The sequence below is a fragment of the Comamonas testosteroni genome, assembly GCF_014076415.1.
Taxonomy (GTDB): Bacteria; Pseudomonadota; Gammaproteobacteria; order Burkholderiales; family Burkholderiaceae_C; genus Comamonas; species Comamonas testosteroni_F.
The window spans coordinates 1602773-1618132 of the sequence record NZ_CP043568.1; the positions used below are offsets into that span (position 1 = coordinate 1602773).

Below are 15360 nucleotides of genomic sequence, written 5' to 3' on the forward strand. Positions count from 1 at the left end.
TGCACCCTCGAAACCACAAGGGTCTGTACCAGGTTCAAGCGGACGATGAGTGTGGACAGACCGTCGTCGAGCATTGCAGCACCTGCGGGACAAGTGGATTCGTAAAACGGGAAGACAGAGGGAGACAAGAGATGACACGGACCTTCAATCTGGCGGATATTTTTGAGTTGGTGGTGCAAGCTGTGCCGGATCGCATTGCCTTTGGCTGCGGCGGGCAGACGCTCAGTTTCAGGCAGCTCGATGAGCGAGCCAATCAGCTGGGCAATGCGCTGCGTGCGCGTGGCATAGGTCGGGGAGACAACGTAGGCATCCAGCTCTACAACTGCGCCGAGTATCTGGAGGCCTTTTTCGCCTGCAGCAAGATCGGTGCCGTGCCGGTCAACGTCAACTACCGCTACGTGGCCGATGAGCTTCAGGGGCTTTTCAACAGCCTGGACCTGCGCGGCTTGGTCTATGGAGCGGACTTCGATGCGTCGGTGCTGGAAGTCATTGCCCTGGTGCCCACTTTGCGCCTGGCGCTGCGGGTTGGCGAGGAGCGTCATGGCCTGCCCAGGACAGTGCAACCCTACGAATGTGTGCTGGCCGAAGGTGAAAAGGAACTCACGGATGCTGAGCGCAGCGATGACGATATCTTCATGCTCTGCACCGGCGGCACCACGGGGCTGCCCAAGGGCGTGATGTGGCCGCATAAATCCCTGTTCATGGGAGCCTTGGGTGGTGGCGGCTATTACTTCCGCAGACCTCCCATCGAAAGGCCGCAGGAGCTGCTGCAACTGGTGCCCAACAGCCCGGCGCTGGCCTATCTGGCTGCGGCCCCGCTCATGCATGGCGCAGCCATGTGGGCCACCCTGATCAGCCTGTTTTCCGGGCATCCGGTCTATGTGAGCGATCGCAAGAACTTCGATCCCGTACATGTTCTGGACCTGATCGAGCATCATCAGATCAATGTGATGGCCGTGGTTGGCGATGCCATGGCCTTGCCCATCATCCAGGAGCTGGAGAACAACCCCGGGCGCTGGCCTCTCAAGTCACTGATGATCTTCGGCAACGGTGGTGCCGTTTTCTCGCGTCATCTGCAGGAGCGGCTGCTGGTGCAGGTGCCGCATCTGGTGCTCAACAACGGCATGGCCAGCTCCGAATCCGGCGTTCTGGGCGGGGGAGAGAAGACGCCCGAGGGCGAAGGCTTTATGCGCATCGCGCCGCGTCCCGATCTGAGCGTGATTTCCGAAGATCTGCGCATCCTGACTCAGCCAGGGGAGGAAGGCACTCTTTCGCGCCGTGGTCACATGCCCCTGGGCTATTACGGTGACCCCAGGAAAACGGCCGAGACCTTTGTGGTTGTGGATGGAAGCCGCTGGGTGCTGACAGGAGACAGGGCCCGCATCGATACCACGGGTGAATATGTGGTGCTTGGCCGTGGCTCGCAGTGCATCAACACAGGAGGCGAGAAGGTCTACCCCGAAGAGGTGGAGGAAACCGCGCGCCGCTACCTGCCGGTGCAGGATGTGGTGGTCGTGGGCCTTCCCGACGAACGCTGGGGCAGCAAGGTGGTGGCTGTGGTGCAGGTGCAGCCGGGCCGCGAGTTCGATCTGCAGGAGTTCGAAAAGATCTGCCGCAGCAATCTGTCGGGCTACAAGCTGCCGCGTGCCGTGTATCTGGCCCAGGAAGTCAAGCGCAGCCCTGCAGGCAAGGCTGATTATCGTTGGGCAAAGGCCTATGCGGCAGAGCATGAACCGCTGAGCGCCATCGAGGCATGAAACGGAGGAAGGAACAGTTACAGACAGCAGAAAGGATACCCTGTTCGTCGCGCCTGACGACGGGATTTAAAGGAGGCCCAGGCCTCCTTCTTTTTTGTTTTCAGCGTGCCGCAGCGCAGATACGGCGCGCCGTCTTCTCGGACGTCAGCGCCACAAAGGCCTTGGCCTGCGCGTCATAGCGGTGTGCAATCACATACTGGCTGCAGTGATCCGAATAGCGCGCGCAGGTTTGCATGGCAATGCAAAGATGAGGTCCGGTTCCCCAGACCTTGGCAGGCGGCCGATCGTAAATGCCTTCGTACAGCGTCTGCTCCTGCGCTCCCCCGTCATTCCATCTGGCCACGATTTCAGAAGAGAAATGGTCAAAGCCGACGCTGCTGTAGCTTACTTCGTAGTCAATCGTGCCCAGCCTGGTGATGGACGTGCGGCCCGTGACCTGCTTTTCCCAGGCCGCAGCTTCCTGCGCGCCGCAAGGCATGGCGCAAAAGCTCAGCAGCATGAGCCACGTCTTAAGCGGGGTATAGAACTTGCGCAAATGCATGGAGTACAGACATGGAGGATGACGGGGTCACTATATCGCTGGCATCCGCATGGCTTGAACACGATCTGCCCAAGGCACCTGTTCGAGGCACCTGATCTCTGAGAAGGTGGCTGCGCGGCGCAATCTGTCCGACAACAAGCTGCAACTGAAGGCGGCCATGGTCTGGAAGGTGAGTTGCGCAGAAGATGCCCAGGTCGTCAAGGTCGTCGTGCGCGACCAGTTGGCTCCACAGCAGGCCCAGGCTTCTTTTTTCGACGGCCCATTCGGTGGCAGGACTATTGCTGCCGTGTCGGGGTTGCTTCTGGGCTTTTGACCATGCGCACATAGTCCTTGAGCGATAGCAAGTAGCAAAGTACGGCCACCAGACAGCAGCCGACCATGGCCACCATGCCATAGCGCAAGGATTCCTTGCCGTAGCTGGCAGTCAGCCCATCGCTGATCAAGCCCACGATCAGCGGCCCCAGACCGCCGCCAACAGCAGAGGCACACAGCCCGAAGATTGCCATTGCCGTGGCCATGCGCGTGGAGGGCACCACATTGGTCAGCGCTGCATAGGTGGGCGGAACCCAGAAGCTCATCAGAACGCCAAACACCAGATAGGCGGGAAGCGCATGCGGCACTTTCATGCCCCAAAGCGGCCAAACGCCTGCAGCGGGGGCCAGATAGAAATAGATGCCAAACGGTATGGAGATCATCACTCCGATGGCCGGCAGCCAAAGCTGCCAGCGCACGTCCCGGCGGATCAGGCGATCCGTCAGCCATGCGCTGATGAGTGCACCGGTGACGGCCGCGCTTGCACCCAGCACGCCAAATATGGCGCCTGCCTCCTTGAGGGACAGGCCATAGGAGCGCACGAGAAAAGAGGTGTTCCAGATACCTATGGCCTGGCCTGCAAAGGTCAGAATCACTCCCGCGGTGGCAATGCCGACGAACGCGTGGTTCTTGCGCAGCGAGTGCAAGACCTGCAGGAACTTTTCCTGTGTCTGAGGAATGTCGGCACTCTCAAGTTGCATGGTCTTTCGCCGTGGCTCCACACAGGTAAAGCGCAGCAGCATGGCCACCACCATGCCGGGGATGGCCATCCAGATGAAGACATGGCGCCAGCCGTATTCCTGTGCAATCCAGGCGCCGGCCCCCAAGCCGAACAGCACGCCGAAATGAGCGCCCAGCATATAGATGCCCATTGCGCGACTGCGCTGCTCGGTGGGGTAGGCGTCGGCGATCATCGATACCGACGGAGCGCTGCCGCCCGCCTCTCCAATCGCCACCGCTACGCGGGCCGCGGCCAGCGTCCAGAAGCCCACAGCCAGCCCGCACAAGGCGGTTGCGATGCTCCAGGCCAGGCAGCACCAGGCGACCAGATTGCGTCGGTTGGATCGGTCTGCATAGCGTCCGAACGGGATCGCCAACACGCTGTAGAACAGCGCAAAGGCAAGACCTGTCAGCAGACCCATGGCTCCGTCGGAGATGCCGAACTCGGCTTGCACGGGCTGGATGAGCACGCCCATGATGTTGCGGTCGGCCATGGCCATCGAGTAGACGATGAACAACACGAATAGCATGTAATTGCGCTGCGTATTGCTCAGGACGGATGGCTGCGCGAAAGCTGGGTGGGTCGAGCTGATCTGGTCCGTTCTGGAGGCAGGGATGTGCACGGAGGTCTCCTGTCTGGATGAAAAACGAGTGCAGGCGTCAAGAGCCGGGCTTGCTTTGAGGCCTGGAGGGGAGGGCTGGCAGCGTTCAGCTGGTCCTCTGCTCGCTGCGCTTGAGCAAGCGGCCCGGCAATGCATCGGTGGCCATGCTGTCGCGGTAGGTGATCTGGCCGGACTTGATGGTGTAGCGATAGCCCTGCGCGCCTTGCAGGAAGCGCTTGCCGCCGGCGGGTAGGTCGCGAGCGATGTGCGGCGGCAGAATCTTGAGCGCCTGCAGATCGATGATGTTGAGATTCGCCAGCTTGCCGGCCTGCAGGATTCCTCGGTCGGCAAAGCCATAGAGCGAAGCCGGCCGCTGCGTCAGCATATGGACGGCCTGCTCGATGCTGAACAGGCCGCGCTCGCGCACCCATTCGGTGAGCAGAAAGGTCGTTGCGCTGCCGTCGCAGATGGTGCCCACATGGGCGCCGCCATCGCCCAATGCGGGAACGGTGTGGGGATGGCTGAGCAGCTCGTGCAGGGCGTGGCAGTCATGGTCCAGATAATTGGCCATGGGCAGATAGCTCAGCGCCTGGCCTTCATTGCCCAGCATGAAGTCATACATCCAGTCCAGCGGAGGCTGGCCGGCTGCGTCGGCCAGAGCCTGAACCGAATCGCCTTCTTGCGGCAGATAGTTGGGCTCTTGGCCGCTCCAGGGGTACATGCCCGCAAAGTTCTGGCCGAAGTACTCCATGAACAGGTGGGGATTGCGGTCCTTCTCGCCGAGGATGGCGCTGCGCGTGCCCGGTCGCGAAAGCTCTTTGATGCGTTCTGCAGGACTGAGCTGCGCCAGCGCTTCATGGCTGGGCTTGCAGGAGAAGGGGTTCAGGCTGCATTCAAACCCCATGAGTACGCCCACAGGGCGGTCAAGCACCTGGCCCATGATGCGCAGCCCGCGGGCATTGGCGGTTTCAATATGCTGTAGCAACTCTCGGTGCAGCTGCGGGCGGTGCGGATACTGAAGCACGGTGAGCGTGCCGGCGCAGCCCGTGTCCTGACTGACGCGTGTGAGAATGCCGAACTCGTCATCGACATGCTCGAAGTCCGAGATCATCTGGAAAACGCTGTTCGGATAGCTCTTGAGCGAGAGTCCCAGCCTCCGGCTGCCAGGCCTTGCTTGATCAGTTCCTGCATGGTTCTGATGTCCTCGGCGCTGGCCTGCTCGCGCCTTATGGCGCGCTCGCCCATGGCATAGACACGCAGTGGACCGTGAGGCAGCAGGGCGGCAATATCGATGTCGTAGCGCTGCTCTCCCAAGGCCCTCAGGTATTCAGGGAAGCTTTCCCAGCTCCATGGCAGGCCTTCATGCAGCGCGGTGTCGGGGATGTCCTCGACGCCCTCCATGAGTGCAATCAGCGTGTCGCGGTCCTCGGGCCGGCAGGGGGCAAAGCCCACGCCGCAGTTGCCCATCACTGCGGTGGTTACGCCCTGCTGGGAGCTTGGCCAAAGCCTTTCATCCCAGGTCGCCTGACCGTCGAAGTGCGTGTGCACATCCACAAAGCCCGGCGTCACCAGCAGTCCGCTGGCGTCGATCTCCTGTGCCGCGGTGCCAAGATCTTGGCCGATGGCGGCTATGCGCTCATTGCGCACACCGATGTCTGCGCTGTAAGCGGGGGCACCGGTGCCGTCCACGATGCGGCCGTTACGGATCAGCAAGTCGAATTGCTGCATATGTCAGTCTCCTTGAGGTTCTGGTGCGCGGCCGATCCCGCAGCAGCATTCCATTAAGAGGCAATTCGCACGCAAGGCCTATCAGGGTTAGGGAATCGTCCGTTGGGACGATGTGAGTGCGGCAGCTCATGCCTCACGATGCTCAGGGCGGCGCCGGGATGCGGCAGCCATCTCGTCCTGGCAGCGGCGCAGAGGTGTGAGCTGCGGCGTGATGCAAAAAACCCAGAAAACAATGACCCAACCAAATCATCAGAACCCATCGAGAGGGTATGTGCTGGCGCTGCTGACAGCCTTGTCCGCGCTGACCTTCATGGACCGGCAGATCCTGGCCGTGCTGCTGCAGCCCATCAAGCAGGAGTTCGGCTTCTCTGACCTGCAGATCGGCCTGATCACCGGGCTCGGTTTTGCGCTGACGTTCGCAGTGCTGGGCATTCCTCTGGGACGACTGGCAGACAGGCATGAGCGTCGCAGCCTGATTGCATGGTGCCGTGGCGTTGGTGGCAGCGTGGCGGCGCTGGGCGCGCTGGCCACCGGTTCGGGTGGACTGACGGCATCGCGCGCCGGTGCGGCATTGGGGGATGCCGGTGGCGGCGCTGCGTCCATGTCCATCCTGGCCGATCTGTACAAGCCCCATGAGCGCTCGCGTGCCATGAGTGTTTTTGGTGTCGGCAATGCGACGGGCGCCTTGCTGGCCTTGCTTCTGGGGCCGTTGTTTGCCGAGTTGTGGGGTTGGCGAGTGACCATGGTCATCATCGGCGTGGCCATCATGGTCCTGTCCCTGGTGCTGCGCCTGAGCATCGGCGAACCCGTTCGTACCATCCCGCAGGTGATCTCCGCCCCGCGGGACGGCAGGCAACAGGCCCAGTCTGCCGTCGCTCTGATATGGACAGAGCCCGTGACCCGGTTTCTGATCATGGGCGCTGCCTGTGTCCTGATCGCGGGAATCTCGATCGGCGCCTGGAATGTGGCCTTGCTTGCGCGGCGTTTCGATCTCAGTCTCAAGCAGGCAGGGATGATTTCTGCAGGGGCTGCCGTGCTCTCGGTATCGGGCAGCCTGTTCTCTGGCTGGTTGACGGACCGGCTGGCGCGCAGCGATGTGCGCTGGCAGATTCGCATCCCCGTGATCGGCACCAGCCTGGCCATGGTGCTGGGCTTCGGCTATCTGCTGGTGGGATCGGACATGTTCATGCTGTCCATGGCCTGCATGTTGATTTATTCGTTTTTCACGGCCTGGTGGGCTCCGGCCACCTACGCGGCCCTGAGCCTGGTCGTGCCGACCGAGCGGCGCGCCACGGCCAGCGCCATGGTCCTGATGGCCGGAGCCCTGCTGGGCAACGGAGTGGGACCTATCGTGGCGGGCTGGCTCAGTGATGCGCTCAACACCGTTGCACCCGGCGAAGGCCTGCGCTATGCCATGGCGATCATGATGTGCACGCTGTTGCCGGCGGTGTGGGCGTTTTACCGTGCTCTGCAGCACTACCCTGGCGCCTATCGCAAGGCCCACGCCCCCGTGGCAGTTGCCGCATGAAGGCGGAAGAAGTGACCGGGAAGGATTCTTGCGTCGTCTGGAAGATGATCTATCTGGCGCGGCGCAATCCGGCGCTGCGCCCAGAGGAGTTTGCGCAGGCCTGGCGCGAGCATTCCGCGCTGGGTCGTCAGTGCCGCAATGTGGGCCAGCGGGTCAAGGCCGTGGCCCAGTGCTCACGACATCTACAGGCAGATGCAGCAGCCTTGAGCAAGGACTATGACGGCGTCAATCTCATGGTGCTGGCAGAGCGCGAAGCAGGCTCTGCGATCTGGAGCGACCCCGAAACCCTGGCCATCATGCGCCCCGACGAGCCGCGCGTGTTTGCCGACTATGTGCGTAATTTCTCGCTGCTATGCCGTCAGCAGGTGTTGTGTGGCAGCCTGTGCGCAGATGTCCTGCCGCAGCACAAACAAGTCATGCTGATCGGCTTTTTGCAGCGCAGCGACGTCTGGCGGGGCGCTGCGGCCTTGCCTGAGATCTGTCCACCGCAATGGCAAAGCCTTGCCCTGGGCCTGGCCAGCCGCATTGTCTGCAACACCGTCGATGAGCAAGCACCTTCCGGCTACGGCTACCGCCATGTGGTCGAGTGGTGGTTTGACTCGGTGGAGCAGGCGCAGGCGGCATCGGCTTCACTCGATGTCTCGGCCAGTGCGCAGGACGGCGAGTTCGGCTGGGGCGAACATGTCTTCGTGCTAACAGAAGTGACGCATGCCAGACCTGAGGAATTGAAAAAGTAGTAGCTGCCAGCGATTTATAAATAAGGAATTCAATATGTTTTGTATTGAATTTCCTTGGAGATAAAGCGCTGGCAGCTATGGTTTTCAAGGAGAGTCCCTCGCCCCGTCAACAAAAGGCCCATGCAAGCGCATGGGCCTTCAGCCTTGGAGATTCTCGGGATCAGGCCGTCGCTTCCTCGGCTTCCTGGGTATAGGCCACCATTCCGCGCGGAATGTACCTGCCTTCGCACTGGTCCAGATATTCGGCCGCCTTGGCGCGCGGGTTGTAGAACTGCTTGTACCAGATGCGGGCCTTGAGGAAGGCGCCGTCGCTGGGGATGAACAGCGGGTTCAGGCAAGCTGCCTTTTGCGACCAGACTTCGAAGTCCTGGGCAAAGGCCAGTCGGCTGGCTTCCTGGTACTGTTTGGCCGCGATTTCATCCGCCTTGGTGGGCAGGCCGCCATGCGCTGTCTTGACCAGCAGGTTGTGCCAGACCTTGATCCTGCCGTCCTCGATGGGGGTATGCATGATCATCATGAAAGAGTTGAACATGCCGCTGACCTTGGAGACCAGGATGGCGGGACCGTGGTACCAGGTATCGGTGTGCAGATCGGCACTGGCGCCGCCTTCGCCCACCAGGGTGCGATGGCCGCCGCACTGGCGCTGGATGGCGTTGTGGCCCTTGAATTCGTTCTCGAAGCGCGCCACCGTGGAGCCGTGGATGGGGCTCAGGTGGCCATAGTCGGCGATATTGTCAACCACTTCCATGGGATGCTGGCTCAGCTCGCCCAGGTAATCCCACTGGCCGTTGACATAGGTCTCGTCACTCCAGTCGCCAAAAGCGGGCAGATCGTAGTCGGGCTCGCCGCCTTCGGGGTCGAACCAGACCCAGATGGCGCCGTATTGCTCGACCACCTTCCAGCTCTTGACCGCAGCAGCAGCCGGGATGGCACCGTCGTGATAGGGGATGTGGTTGCACTTGCCATCCGCGCCGAAGCGCCAGCCATGATAGGGGCAGCGAATGCCGTCGCCTTCCACATTGCTGCCGCCTCCGTCGATCACCACATAGCTGGTGGTGTTGGGCGCTGCCAGATGGGTCTTCATATGGGGGCAGTAAGCGTCCAGCAGCACGACCTTGCCGCTTTCGCGGCCACGGTACAGCGCGAAATCCTGGCCGAAGAAGCGCACAGCCACAGGCTTGTGGGTGTCGAGCGCCCTGGCCTCGGAAATCATGAACCAGCCACGCGGGTAGGTGAATTCACCGAGGCGGTAGTCCTTCGTGGTTGCCATTGCAGAGGTCTCCGTATTTAGTTTTGGACGGATGAATCTTCTGGCAAGCGACGTCGCCGCGCATACTCTGTTTGGACGAGTGAAGGTGCGGCTTTGATCTGGCGCAAACCGCCCAGGGTTTGCCCTGGGTTGGGTGTTTGCGCACGCTTACATGCTGCTCATGCTGCCGCAGCCACGCGCTCTTTGTGAAGTGGTTGCAGGTCAATCATGGTGTAGCTCTTGGCCAGCGGCAGAGCGTCTTTCTCGGTGCCCAGCCAGAACAGTGCCGCAGCGATTTCTTCGGGGGTGGAGGCACCATAGCGCTGAGCCAGAAGGCCGTCGTCGCCCAGTGTGGCCTTGACGGCCTCGGTCGTCACCACGCCGGGGTTGACGCTGAAGGCGCGCACATTCTGCTGCTTGTATTCGGTGTTGATGCAGCCGGCCAGGCGCGCGATGGCGGCCTTGGAGGCTCCATAGGCAAAGCCCCAGCCGCCCTGGTCGGCGGGCACGGGCGGGTTGTACTGGCCCGCAGCCGAGCACACATTGATGATGCGGCCGCCGCCTTGTGCCGCCATGGCCGGCAGCAGGCGCTGAGCCAGATGGAAAGGAGCGATGACATTGCCCTGCATGGAGCGCTGCAGCGATTCGGCCGTTATTTCGGGGATCAGGTGGTTGATCTCGCGGTTCTGGTAGACGGCGTTGTTGATCAGCAGATCGACACGGCCAAAGCGTTTCAGCACAGCGTCGGCGGCCTTGTCCAGGCTGGTCAGATCCATCAGGTCCATGACATGCGGAAACACCTCGCCGCCAGCGGCCTCGACGGCCTTGGCTGTGGACTCCAGACTGCCGGACAGAAGCTGGCCGCCTGGCAGGCGCAGCTGGTTTTCCATCTGCGCACCTTCGGTCAGCGTGCGGGCAGTGATGGCCACGCGCCATCCCTTGATGGCAAAGAAGACGGCGGTTGCAGCGCCAATGCCGCGGCTGGCACCGGTGATGAGAACTACGGGTCGGCTCATGAGAGTCTCCAATTTTTGATGATCAGGCGGCATTCATCTGCAACTGCTGCAGGCGCTGCTTATAGGGGCGGATGGCCAACGCGAAGAAAAGCGAAGTGATGACTAGCAGCGAGGTCACGCCCATCAGCGCCCAGCGCAGGCCTTCTGAGCCATGGGCCCTGGCAAAGTAGTCCGACAGAATGCCGGTTACCAGCGGACCCAGGCCCACGCCCAGCAAGGTCATGAAAAGATTGAGAAGTGCCGAGGCAACGCTGCGTTCGGCGGCAGTCACCATCTGGCTGACGGCGCTGTATGAGAGGGTGGCAAACCAGCTCGCAAAAAAGCCGAACAGCAGGGCAAATGCCATGGCATAGGGGACCTTGATGCCGGCAACCGTCCAGAAGTCGGACACGGGCCAGAAAAACACGGCCACGCCTGCAGGCACGGCGCAGAATGTGCCCATGGCGGCCAGACGCAGCTGCCAGCGAGAGTCGCGCTGCGTCAATCTGTCGCTGAGCCAGCCGCAGAACATGGCGCCGAACACGGCACCCAGGCCGCTGGCCAGGCCGAACACCAGGCCGGCGTGGGAGATGCTCATGCCGTGAATGCGCATGAAAAAGCTCGGCGCCCAGACACCGTAGCCATAACCTGCAATACCGGCCACGCCGCAGGCGATGCAGATATTGCGCAGCGGTGCCATGCCCAGCAAACGCCTGACCTGGCCAAACATGGATTCTCGCGGAGTGTTGCCTTGAGCTGCGGGCCTGGTGCTTTCATAGGCGCCGCGTGCGGGCTCCCTGACGAAGAAATACACCAGCAGCGCAAGAATTACGCCCGGAATGCCGAAGGCGAGAAAGACGGAGCGCCAGCCATAGTGCTGGGCCACCATGCCGCCGATGACCAGACCCAGCAGCGTTCCCAGGTTGGGGCCCATCATGAACAGACTGATGGCAAACGAACGCATCTTGGGAGGGTACAGGTCGGAGACTATGGACACCGAGGGAGCCATGCCGCCGGCCTCGCCCACGGCCACGCTCATGCGGGCCAGCAGCATATGCCAGTACTGGGTGGCCACGCCGCAGGCAGCGGTGGCAAGGCTCCAGATGCCGCAGCACAGGGCCACGATGTTGCGGCGGTTGCGGGTGTCGGCCAGGCGCCCCACAGGTACACCCAGCATGGCATAGATCAGACCGAAGGCCAGCCCCGTGAGCAAGCCCATCTCGGTGTCGGAGGCACCGAATTCCTGTTTGACGGGCTCCAGCAAAATAGACAGAACCTGTCGGTCAATGAAGGAGAAAATATAGACCAGCGCAAGCAGGGCGAGGCTGAAATGAGTGCGCCAGCTGACGGCGGGAGGCGGGGTTTGAGGGGTGTGCATGCGCTGCATCGTGCGAGGGGGCTAGGGTTATGCCATCGTCTTTTTGGACGACGACCGCGAAATCCTCAGGTCTGAGCATGTGCCTTCCGTTCATGGCTTTCAAGAGAAATATCGAGGAGACAAAATGACCCAGACGAATTCGTCCATCGGCATTCGCCAGCTGCTGGACATGCAAAAGCAGGCCTTTATCGAAGAAGGTGCAGTCAGCGCCGAAGTGCGCATGCAGCGCATTCAGCAAGTCATCGACATGCTGGTGGAGCACAAGGAGCAACTGTGCCAGGCCATGGGCGAAGACTTTGGTGGCCGCCCCGCCGTGTTCTCGCTGGCCAATGACATTCTTGGCTCGCTCTCCTCGCTCAAGCATGCACGCGATCACCTCAAGGGCTGGCTGGGTGACTCCGAGCGTCCCAGTGTCAAACCCTTCGACATGTTTGGTGCCACGGCCTGGGTCAAGTACCAGCCCAAGGGCGTGATCGGCATCATCGGCACCTGGAATGCGCCTCTGTTCACCTTGCTGTCGCCGCTGGCCTGCGCATTCGCGGCGGGCAACCGGGCCGTTCTCAAACCTTCCGAAATTGCACCGCGTACGGCCCAGGTGCTGGCCGAGGCCGTGGCCAGGCGCTTTGACCCCCAGGTGCTGGCAGTGGTGCAGGGCGGTCCCGAAGTGGCCGCGGCATTCGCCGAGCAGCCCTGGAACCATCTGGTCTTCACGGGCTCCACCAGCGTGGGCAAGCTCATCATGGCAGCCGCCGCCAGGAACCTGGTGCCCGTGACGCTGGAGCTGGGTGGCAAGTCCCCTGTGCTGGTGGGCGATTCCGCCGACATCGCCAATGCGGCCGAGCGCATCGCCGTTGGCAAGTCGCTCAACTCCGGCCAGCTTTGCGTGTCACCCGACGTTGTCTGGGTCCATGAATCCCGCCTGCAGGCTCTGGCCGATGGCATTGCCTCGCAATACCAGGCGCTGTATCCCTTGGTGACAGGCAACGCAGACATGACGCCTGTCATCAACGAGCGCCACCATGCACGTGTGAAAGCCTATGTCGATGATGCCAAGGCGCGCGGTCTGAACGTGCTGGAAGTCGGTGCCGCGCAAGCCGGCGCAGACCGCCGCCTGCCGCTGGCGCTGGTCGTCAACCCGCCAGCCGAAGCCGAAATCTCTCAGCACGAAATCTTCGGTCCGGCACTGGTGCTGCGAAGCTTTCTGAACATCCGCGACGCTGTGGCCGCGATCAATTCCGGTGAGCGCCCACTGGCGCTGTACTACTTCGGCAGCGACGAGACGGAGCAGAACTGGGTTCTGGACAACACGCTGTCCGGCGGTGTCTCCATCAATGATGTCGTCATGCATCCGGCGCTGGAGGATGCGCCGTTTGGCGGCGTGGGCGCTTCTGGCATGGGCCACTACCATGGCCGCGAGGGTTTTCTCGAGTTCAGTCATGCCCGCTCCGTCTACAAGGCCGGCAACCACGACCCGCGTCGCGAGTGGGGCATGCTGCCGCCATATAACGAGCAGTTCGCGCAGATGCTGCAGGCAGCAGTCACCCCCTGAGCCGCTGCGCGGCCGCCTGGGCCCTTGCTCGCTGTCTCTGATCTGGTGTGCCTGATTCACAGCTCTGTCCAGGTGCAGCGCTATCAATTTCAGGGGCGCAGTTTTTGCGTGTTGACGCAAGCTGCGGGGGACGACCATGGGGCTTGTCCCATGGTCCGTTTGGCGGATGTTTCAAAAGCGTTTCATGCAGAGCATGGCTGGGTTGAAACGCCATAAGAGGAAGAGACATGAACGAGATTTTTCGCCAGTTTTCGCTGGATGGGCAGGTGGCCGTGGTGACCGGCGCGGGCAAAGGTATCGGCCGTGCATGCGCTGTCACGCTGGCGAAGGCCGGCGCCGATGTGGCGCTGTTTGCGCGCACCGAGGCGGACCTGCAGGCAGTCAAGGCCGAAATTGAAGCGCTGGGCCGGCGCGCCATTGCCGTGCAGGGCGATGTGAACAAGGAGGAAGATCTGGACAAGCTCATCGTCCGCACCGTGGAGGAACTGGGCAAGATCAATGTGCTCATCAACAATGTGGGCGGCGGCGGCCCCAACGACCCGCGCAAGGTGGCGGGCAAGGCGGTGGGCGACATGCTGGCGTTCAATGTGGTGCCTGCATACACGCTGATCCAGAAGGCCGCTGGGGCCATGGAGGCTGCGGGCGGCGGAGCCGTGGTCAATATCTCGTCCACGGCGGCACGCTATTCGCAAAAGTACTTCAGCGCCTATGGTGCGGCCAAGGCCGCGCTCAACCAGATGACCCGCTGCCTGGCGCAGGACTTCGGTCCCAGGGTGCGTATCAACGCCATCGAGCCTGGCACCATCATGACCGATGCACTGGCACCGTTTCTCACGCCCGAGCGCAAGGAACGCATGGAAAAAACCACACCCATGGCACGCATGGGCCAGCCCGAAGATATTGCCAATGCCGCGCTGTTTCTGGCCAGCCCCGCATCCAGCTGGGTGACTGGCAAGGTGCTGGGCGTGGACGGTGGCGTGGAAGCCCCCAACTTCTGAGTCTGAAGGCATCGCTCAGGCGAGGCCGACCGCTTCGCGCAGAAAAAGGGGAGCTTGGGCTCCCTTTTCCTATGCACGCTTGACGATGTCGCTTGAGCTCAATCCGCAGCAGGAATCGAGCCGCTGCGTTCCCGGTCAAGCGCAATTGCAACGTCTGCAGGCTGCTGCCCGGATGGCGTGGCTGCTGTGCGGTGGCGGTCCGATATGGCTTCAGCATGCCATCGCCTGAGCCGCTTGCCAGCTGTCTGATGGCCGGCCTTGGTCATGCCCTGGAGCGGATTTGCTCCTGCATCAGGTCCACGAAGGCTTTGACCTTTGCCGGTCGGAATCGTGCGGTCGGGAACACGGCATGAATGCCCCCCGATGGCAGCGACCACCTGGGCAGCACCTGTATCAGCGCGCCGCTCTTCAAATCATCGGCCACGGCGAAGTCGGGCAGTACCGACAAGCCCGCCCCGTGACGCACGGCTTCGCGCACGGCCAGTGTCGCATCGAGCGAAATCGCAGGGTGCACCGTCACGCTTTGACGCTCCAGCTCGCTGCGCGAGAAGCTCCAGTTGCAGGGTTCACGCAAGGCAGTGTTTGCAACAAAGGGCAACTCGCTGATGTGCTGTGGCTGTTTGAGCTGCATCACTTGCCGGCGCAATGAGGGAGCGGCGACCAGCAATTGCCTGAAGCTCCCGATCTGACGAGCCTGCACATTCAAGTGGGATAGCCAGCCGACGCGGATTGCCAGTTCGACCTGCCCCGACATCAGATCAAGCGGCTGGTCGCTGAACACGGCATCCACCTTGCATTGGGGATAGTGCCGCGTGAACTCGGTGATGGCTGGCACCACTGCCGTGATGCCATAGTCCAGCGGGGCGGTCAGACGCAAGGTTCCCGAAGGCTCAGCGGCGGCTTCTCCCAGTTCGTCGAAGGCATCACCCGCTTCCTTGAGGATGGATGCACAGCGTTGATAGAAGATCCGGCCCGCGTCGGTGGGAGCGACCCTGCGGGTGGTGCGAGTCAGCAGCGTCGTGCGGAACTCACGCTCCAGCCTTGCGACCTGCTGGCTGACTACGGCCTTGGTGATGCCCAGCCGGTCTGCGGCGGCCGTGAAGCTGCCTGTCTCCACCACGGCCGCGAAGTAGGCCAGGCGCTTGAGGTTGGCAAGCCTGCCGGCGATGGATTCTTCTGGATTGTTTGCTATTGACATACGGTTTATCTATTCGATAAGGCTTTTTCTGTCAATGCTTTGTTCCTACGATCACGGTATTGAAGCAA

Annotated in this window: 14 protein-coding genes; 6 read left to right on the forward strand and 8 right to left on the reverse strand. The window is 61.9% G+C overall.

From position 1 onward, the window contains the following. Nucleotides 1-131 precede the first annotated feature (131 nt). On the forward strand, nt 132-1757 hold the full coding sequence (locus tag F0P97_RS07225; RefSeq protein WP_182286222.1) for an AMP-binding protein: 1626 nt from the start codon (nt 132-134) through the stop codon (nt 1755-1757). A 100-nt stretch (nt 1758-1857) separates the two neighbouring features. Here the strand turns inward: F0P97_RS07225 and F0P97_RS07230 are convergent, their stop codons facing one another. After that, entirely contained in the window at nt 1858-2256 is a 399-nt protein-coding gene (locus F0P97_RS07230; RefSeq protein ID WP_232538141.1) for a hypothetical protein, read from the reverse strand. Between the two features lie 148 nt (nt 2257-2404). Between F0P97_RS07230 and F0P97_RS07235 the strand changes: the two genes are divergently transcribed. Continuing rightward, nucleotides 2405-2611: a hypothetical protein gene (locus tag F0P97_RS07235; RefSeq protein ID WP_182286224.1), complete on the forward strand. Its 207-nt coding sequence runs from the start codon at nt 2405-2407 to the stop codon at nt 2609-2611. On the opposite strand, the gene F0P97_RS07240 is transcribed toward F0P97_RS07235, so the two are convergent. From F0P97_RS07240 to F0P97_RS27810, 3 genes are all read right to left on the reverse strand, one after another. After that, a complete protein-coding gene (locus tag F0P97_RS07240) occupies nt 2574-3953 on the reverse strand; it encodes a spinster family MFS transporter (RefSeq protein ID WP_232538142.1) in 1380 nt (459 codons plus the stop codon). The two genes, F0P97_RS07235 and F0P97_RS07240, sit on opposite strands and share 38 nt — an antisense overlap. An 85-nt stretch (nt 3954-4038) precedes the next feature. Further along, nucleotides 4039-5043 (reverse strand): amidohydrolase family protein, encoded by a 1005-nt coding sequence (locus F0P97_RS27805; protein WP_269780123.1) that lies wholly within the window; start codon nt 5041-5043, stop codon nt 4039-4041. Continuing rightward, complete coding sequence (locus F0P97_RS27810; protein ID WP_269780124.1) at nt 5040-5660, reverse strand: amidohydrolase family protein; 621 nt, start codon at nt 5658-5660, stop codon at nt 5040-5042. The genes F0P97_RS27805 and F0P97_RS27810 overlap by 4 nt, the downstream gene beginning before the upstream one ends. A 232-nt stretch (nt 5661-5892) precedes the next feature. On the opposite strand from F0P97_RS27810, the gene F0P97_RS07250 reads away from it, so the two are divergent. Both F0P97_RS07250 and F0P97_RS07255 read left to right on the forward strand, forming a co-directional pair. Then, nucleotides 5893-7188 carry an MFS transporter gene (locus tag F0P97_RS07250; protein ID WP_232538143.1) on the forward strand — a complete coding sequence of 432 codons (1296 nt, stop codon included), beginning with the start codon at nt 5893-5895 and terminating at the stop codon, nt 7186-7188. Next, the gene (locus tag F0P97_RS07255) at nt 7185-7925 is read left to right on the forward strand and encodes an EthD domain-containing protein (protein WP_182286226.1); all 741 of its coding nucleotides are present in this window, start codon (nt 7185-7187) and stop codon (nt 7923-7925) included. The genes F0P97_RS07250 and F0P97_RS07255 overlap by 4 nt, the downstream gene beginning before the upstream one ends. 160 nt (nt 7926-8085) lie before the next feature. Here F0P97_RS07255 and F0P97_RS07260 read toward each other — a convergent pair whose 3' ends face one another. The 3 genes from F0P97_RS07260 to F0P97_RS07270 form a co-directional block, all read right to left on the reverse strand. Next, nucleotides 8086-9195: a Rieske 2Fe-2S domain-containing protein gene (locus F0P97_RS07260; RefSeq protein ID WP_182286227.1), complete on the reverse strand. Its 1110-nt coding sequence runs from the start codon at nt 9193-9195 to the stop codon at nt 8086-8088. 158 nt (nt 9196-9353) lie between these two features. Beyond that, nucleotides 9354-10190, reverse strand: coding sequence for an SDR family NAD(P)-dependent oxidoreductase (locus F0P97_RS07265; protein ID WP_182286228.1), 837 nt, complete (start codon nt 10188-10190; stop codon nt 9354-9356). 22 nt (nt 10191-10212) lie between these two features. Continuing rightward, on the reverse strand, nt 10213-11547 hold the full coding sequence (locus tag F0P97_RS07270; RefSeq protein WP_232538144.1) for a spinster family MFS transporter: 1335 nt from the start codon (nt 11545-11547) through the stop codon (nt 10213-10215). Between the two features lie 124 nt (nt 11548-11671). Between F0P97_RS07270 and F0P97_RS07275 the strand changes: the two genes are divergently transcribed. Next, complete coding sequence (locus F0P97_RS07275) at nt 11672-13096, forward strand: coniferyl aldehyde dehydrogenase (protein ID WP_182286230.1); 1425 nt, start codon at nt 11672-11674, stop codon at nt 13094-13096. A 227-nt stretch (nt 13097-13323) separates the two neighbouring features. Next, entirely contained in the window at nt 13324-14094 is a 771-nt protein-coding gene (locus F0P97_RS07280; RefSeq protein ID WP_182286231.1) for a glucose 1-dehydrogenase, read from the forward strand. Nucleotides 14095-14356: 262 nt separating this feature from the next. On the opposite strand, the gene F0P97_RS07285 is transcribed toward F0P97_RS07280, so the two are convergent. Further along, nucleotides 14357-15292, reverse strand: a complete 936-nt coding sequence (locus F0P97_RS07285; RefSeq protein ID WP_182286232.1) for a LysR family transcriptional regulator — start codon at nt 15290-15292, stop codon at nt 14357-14359. Nucleotides 15293-15360 lie beyond the last annotated feature (68 nt).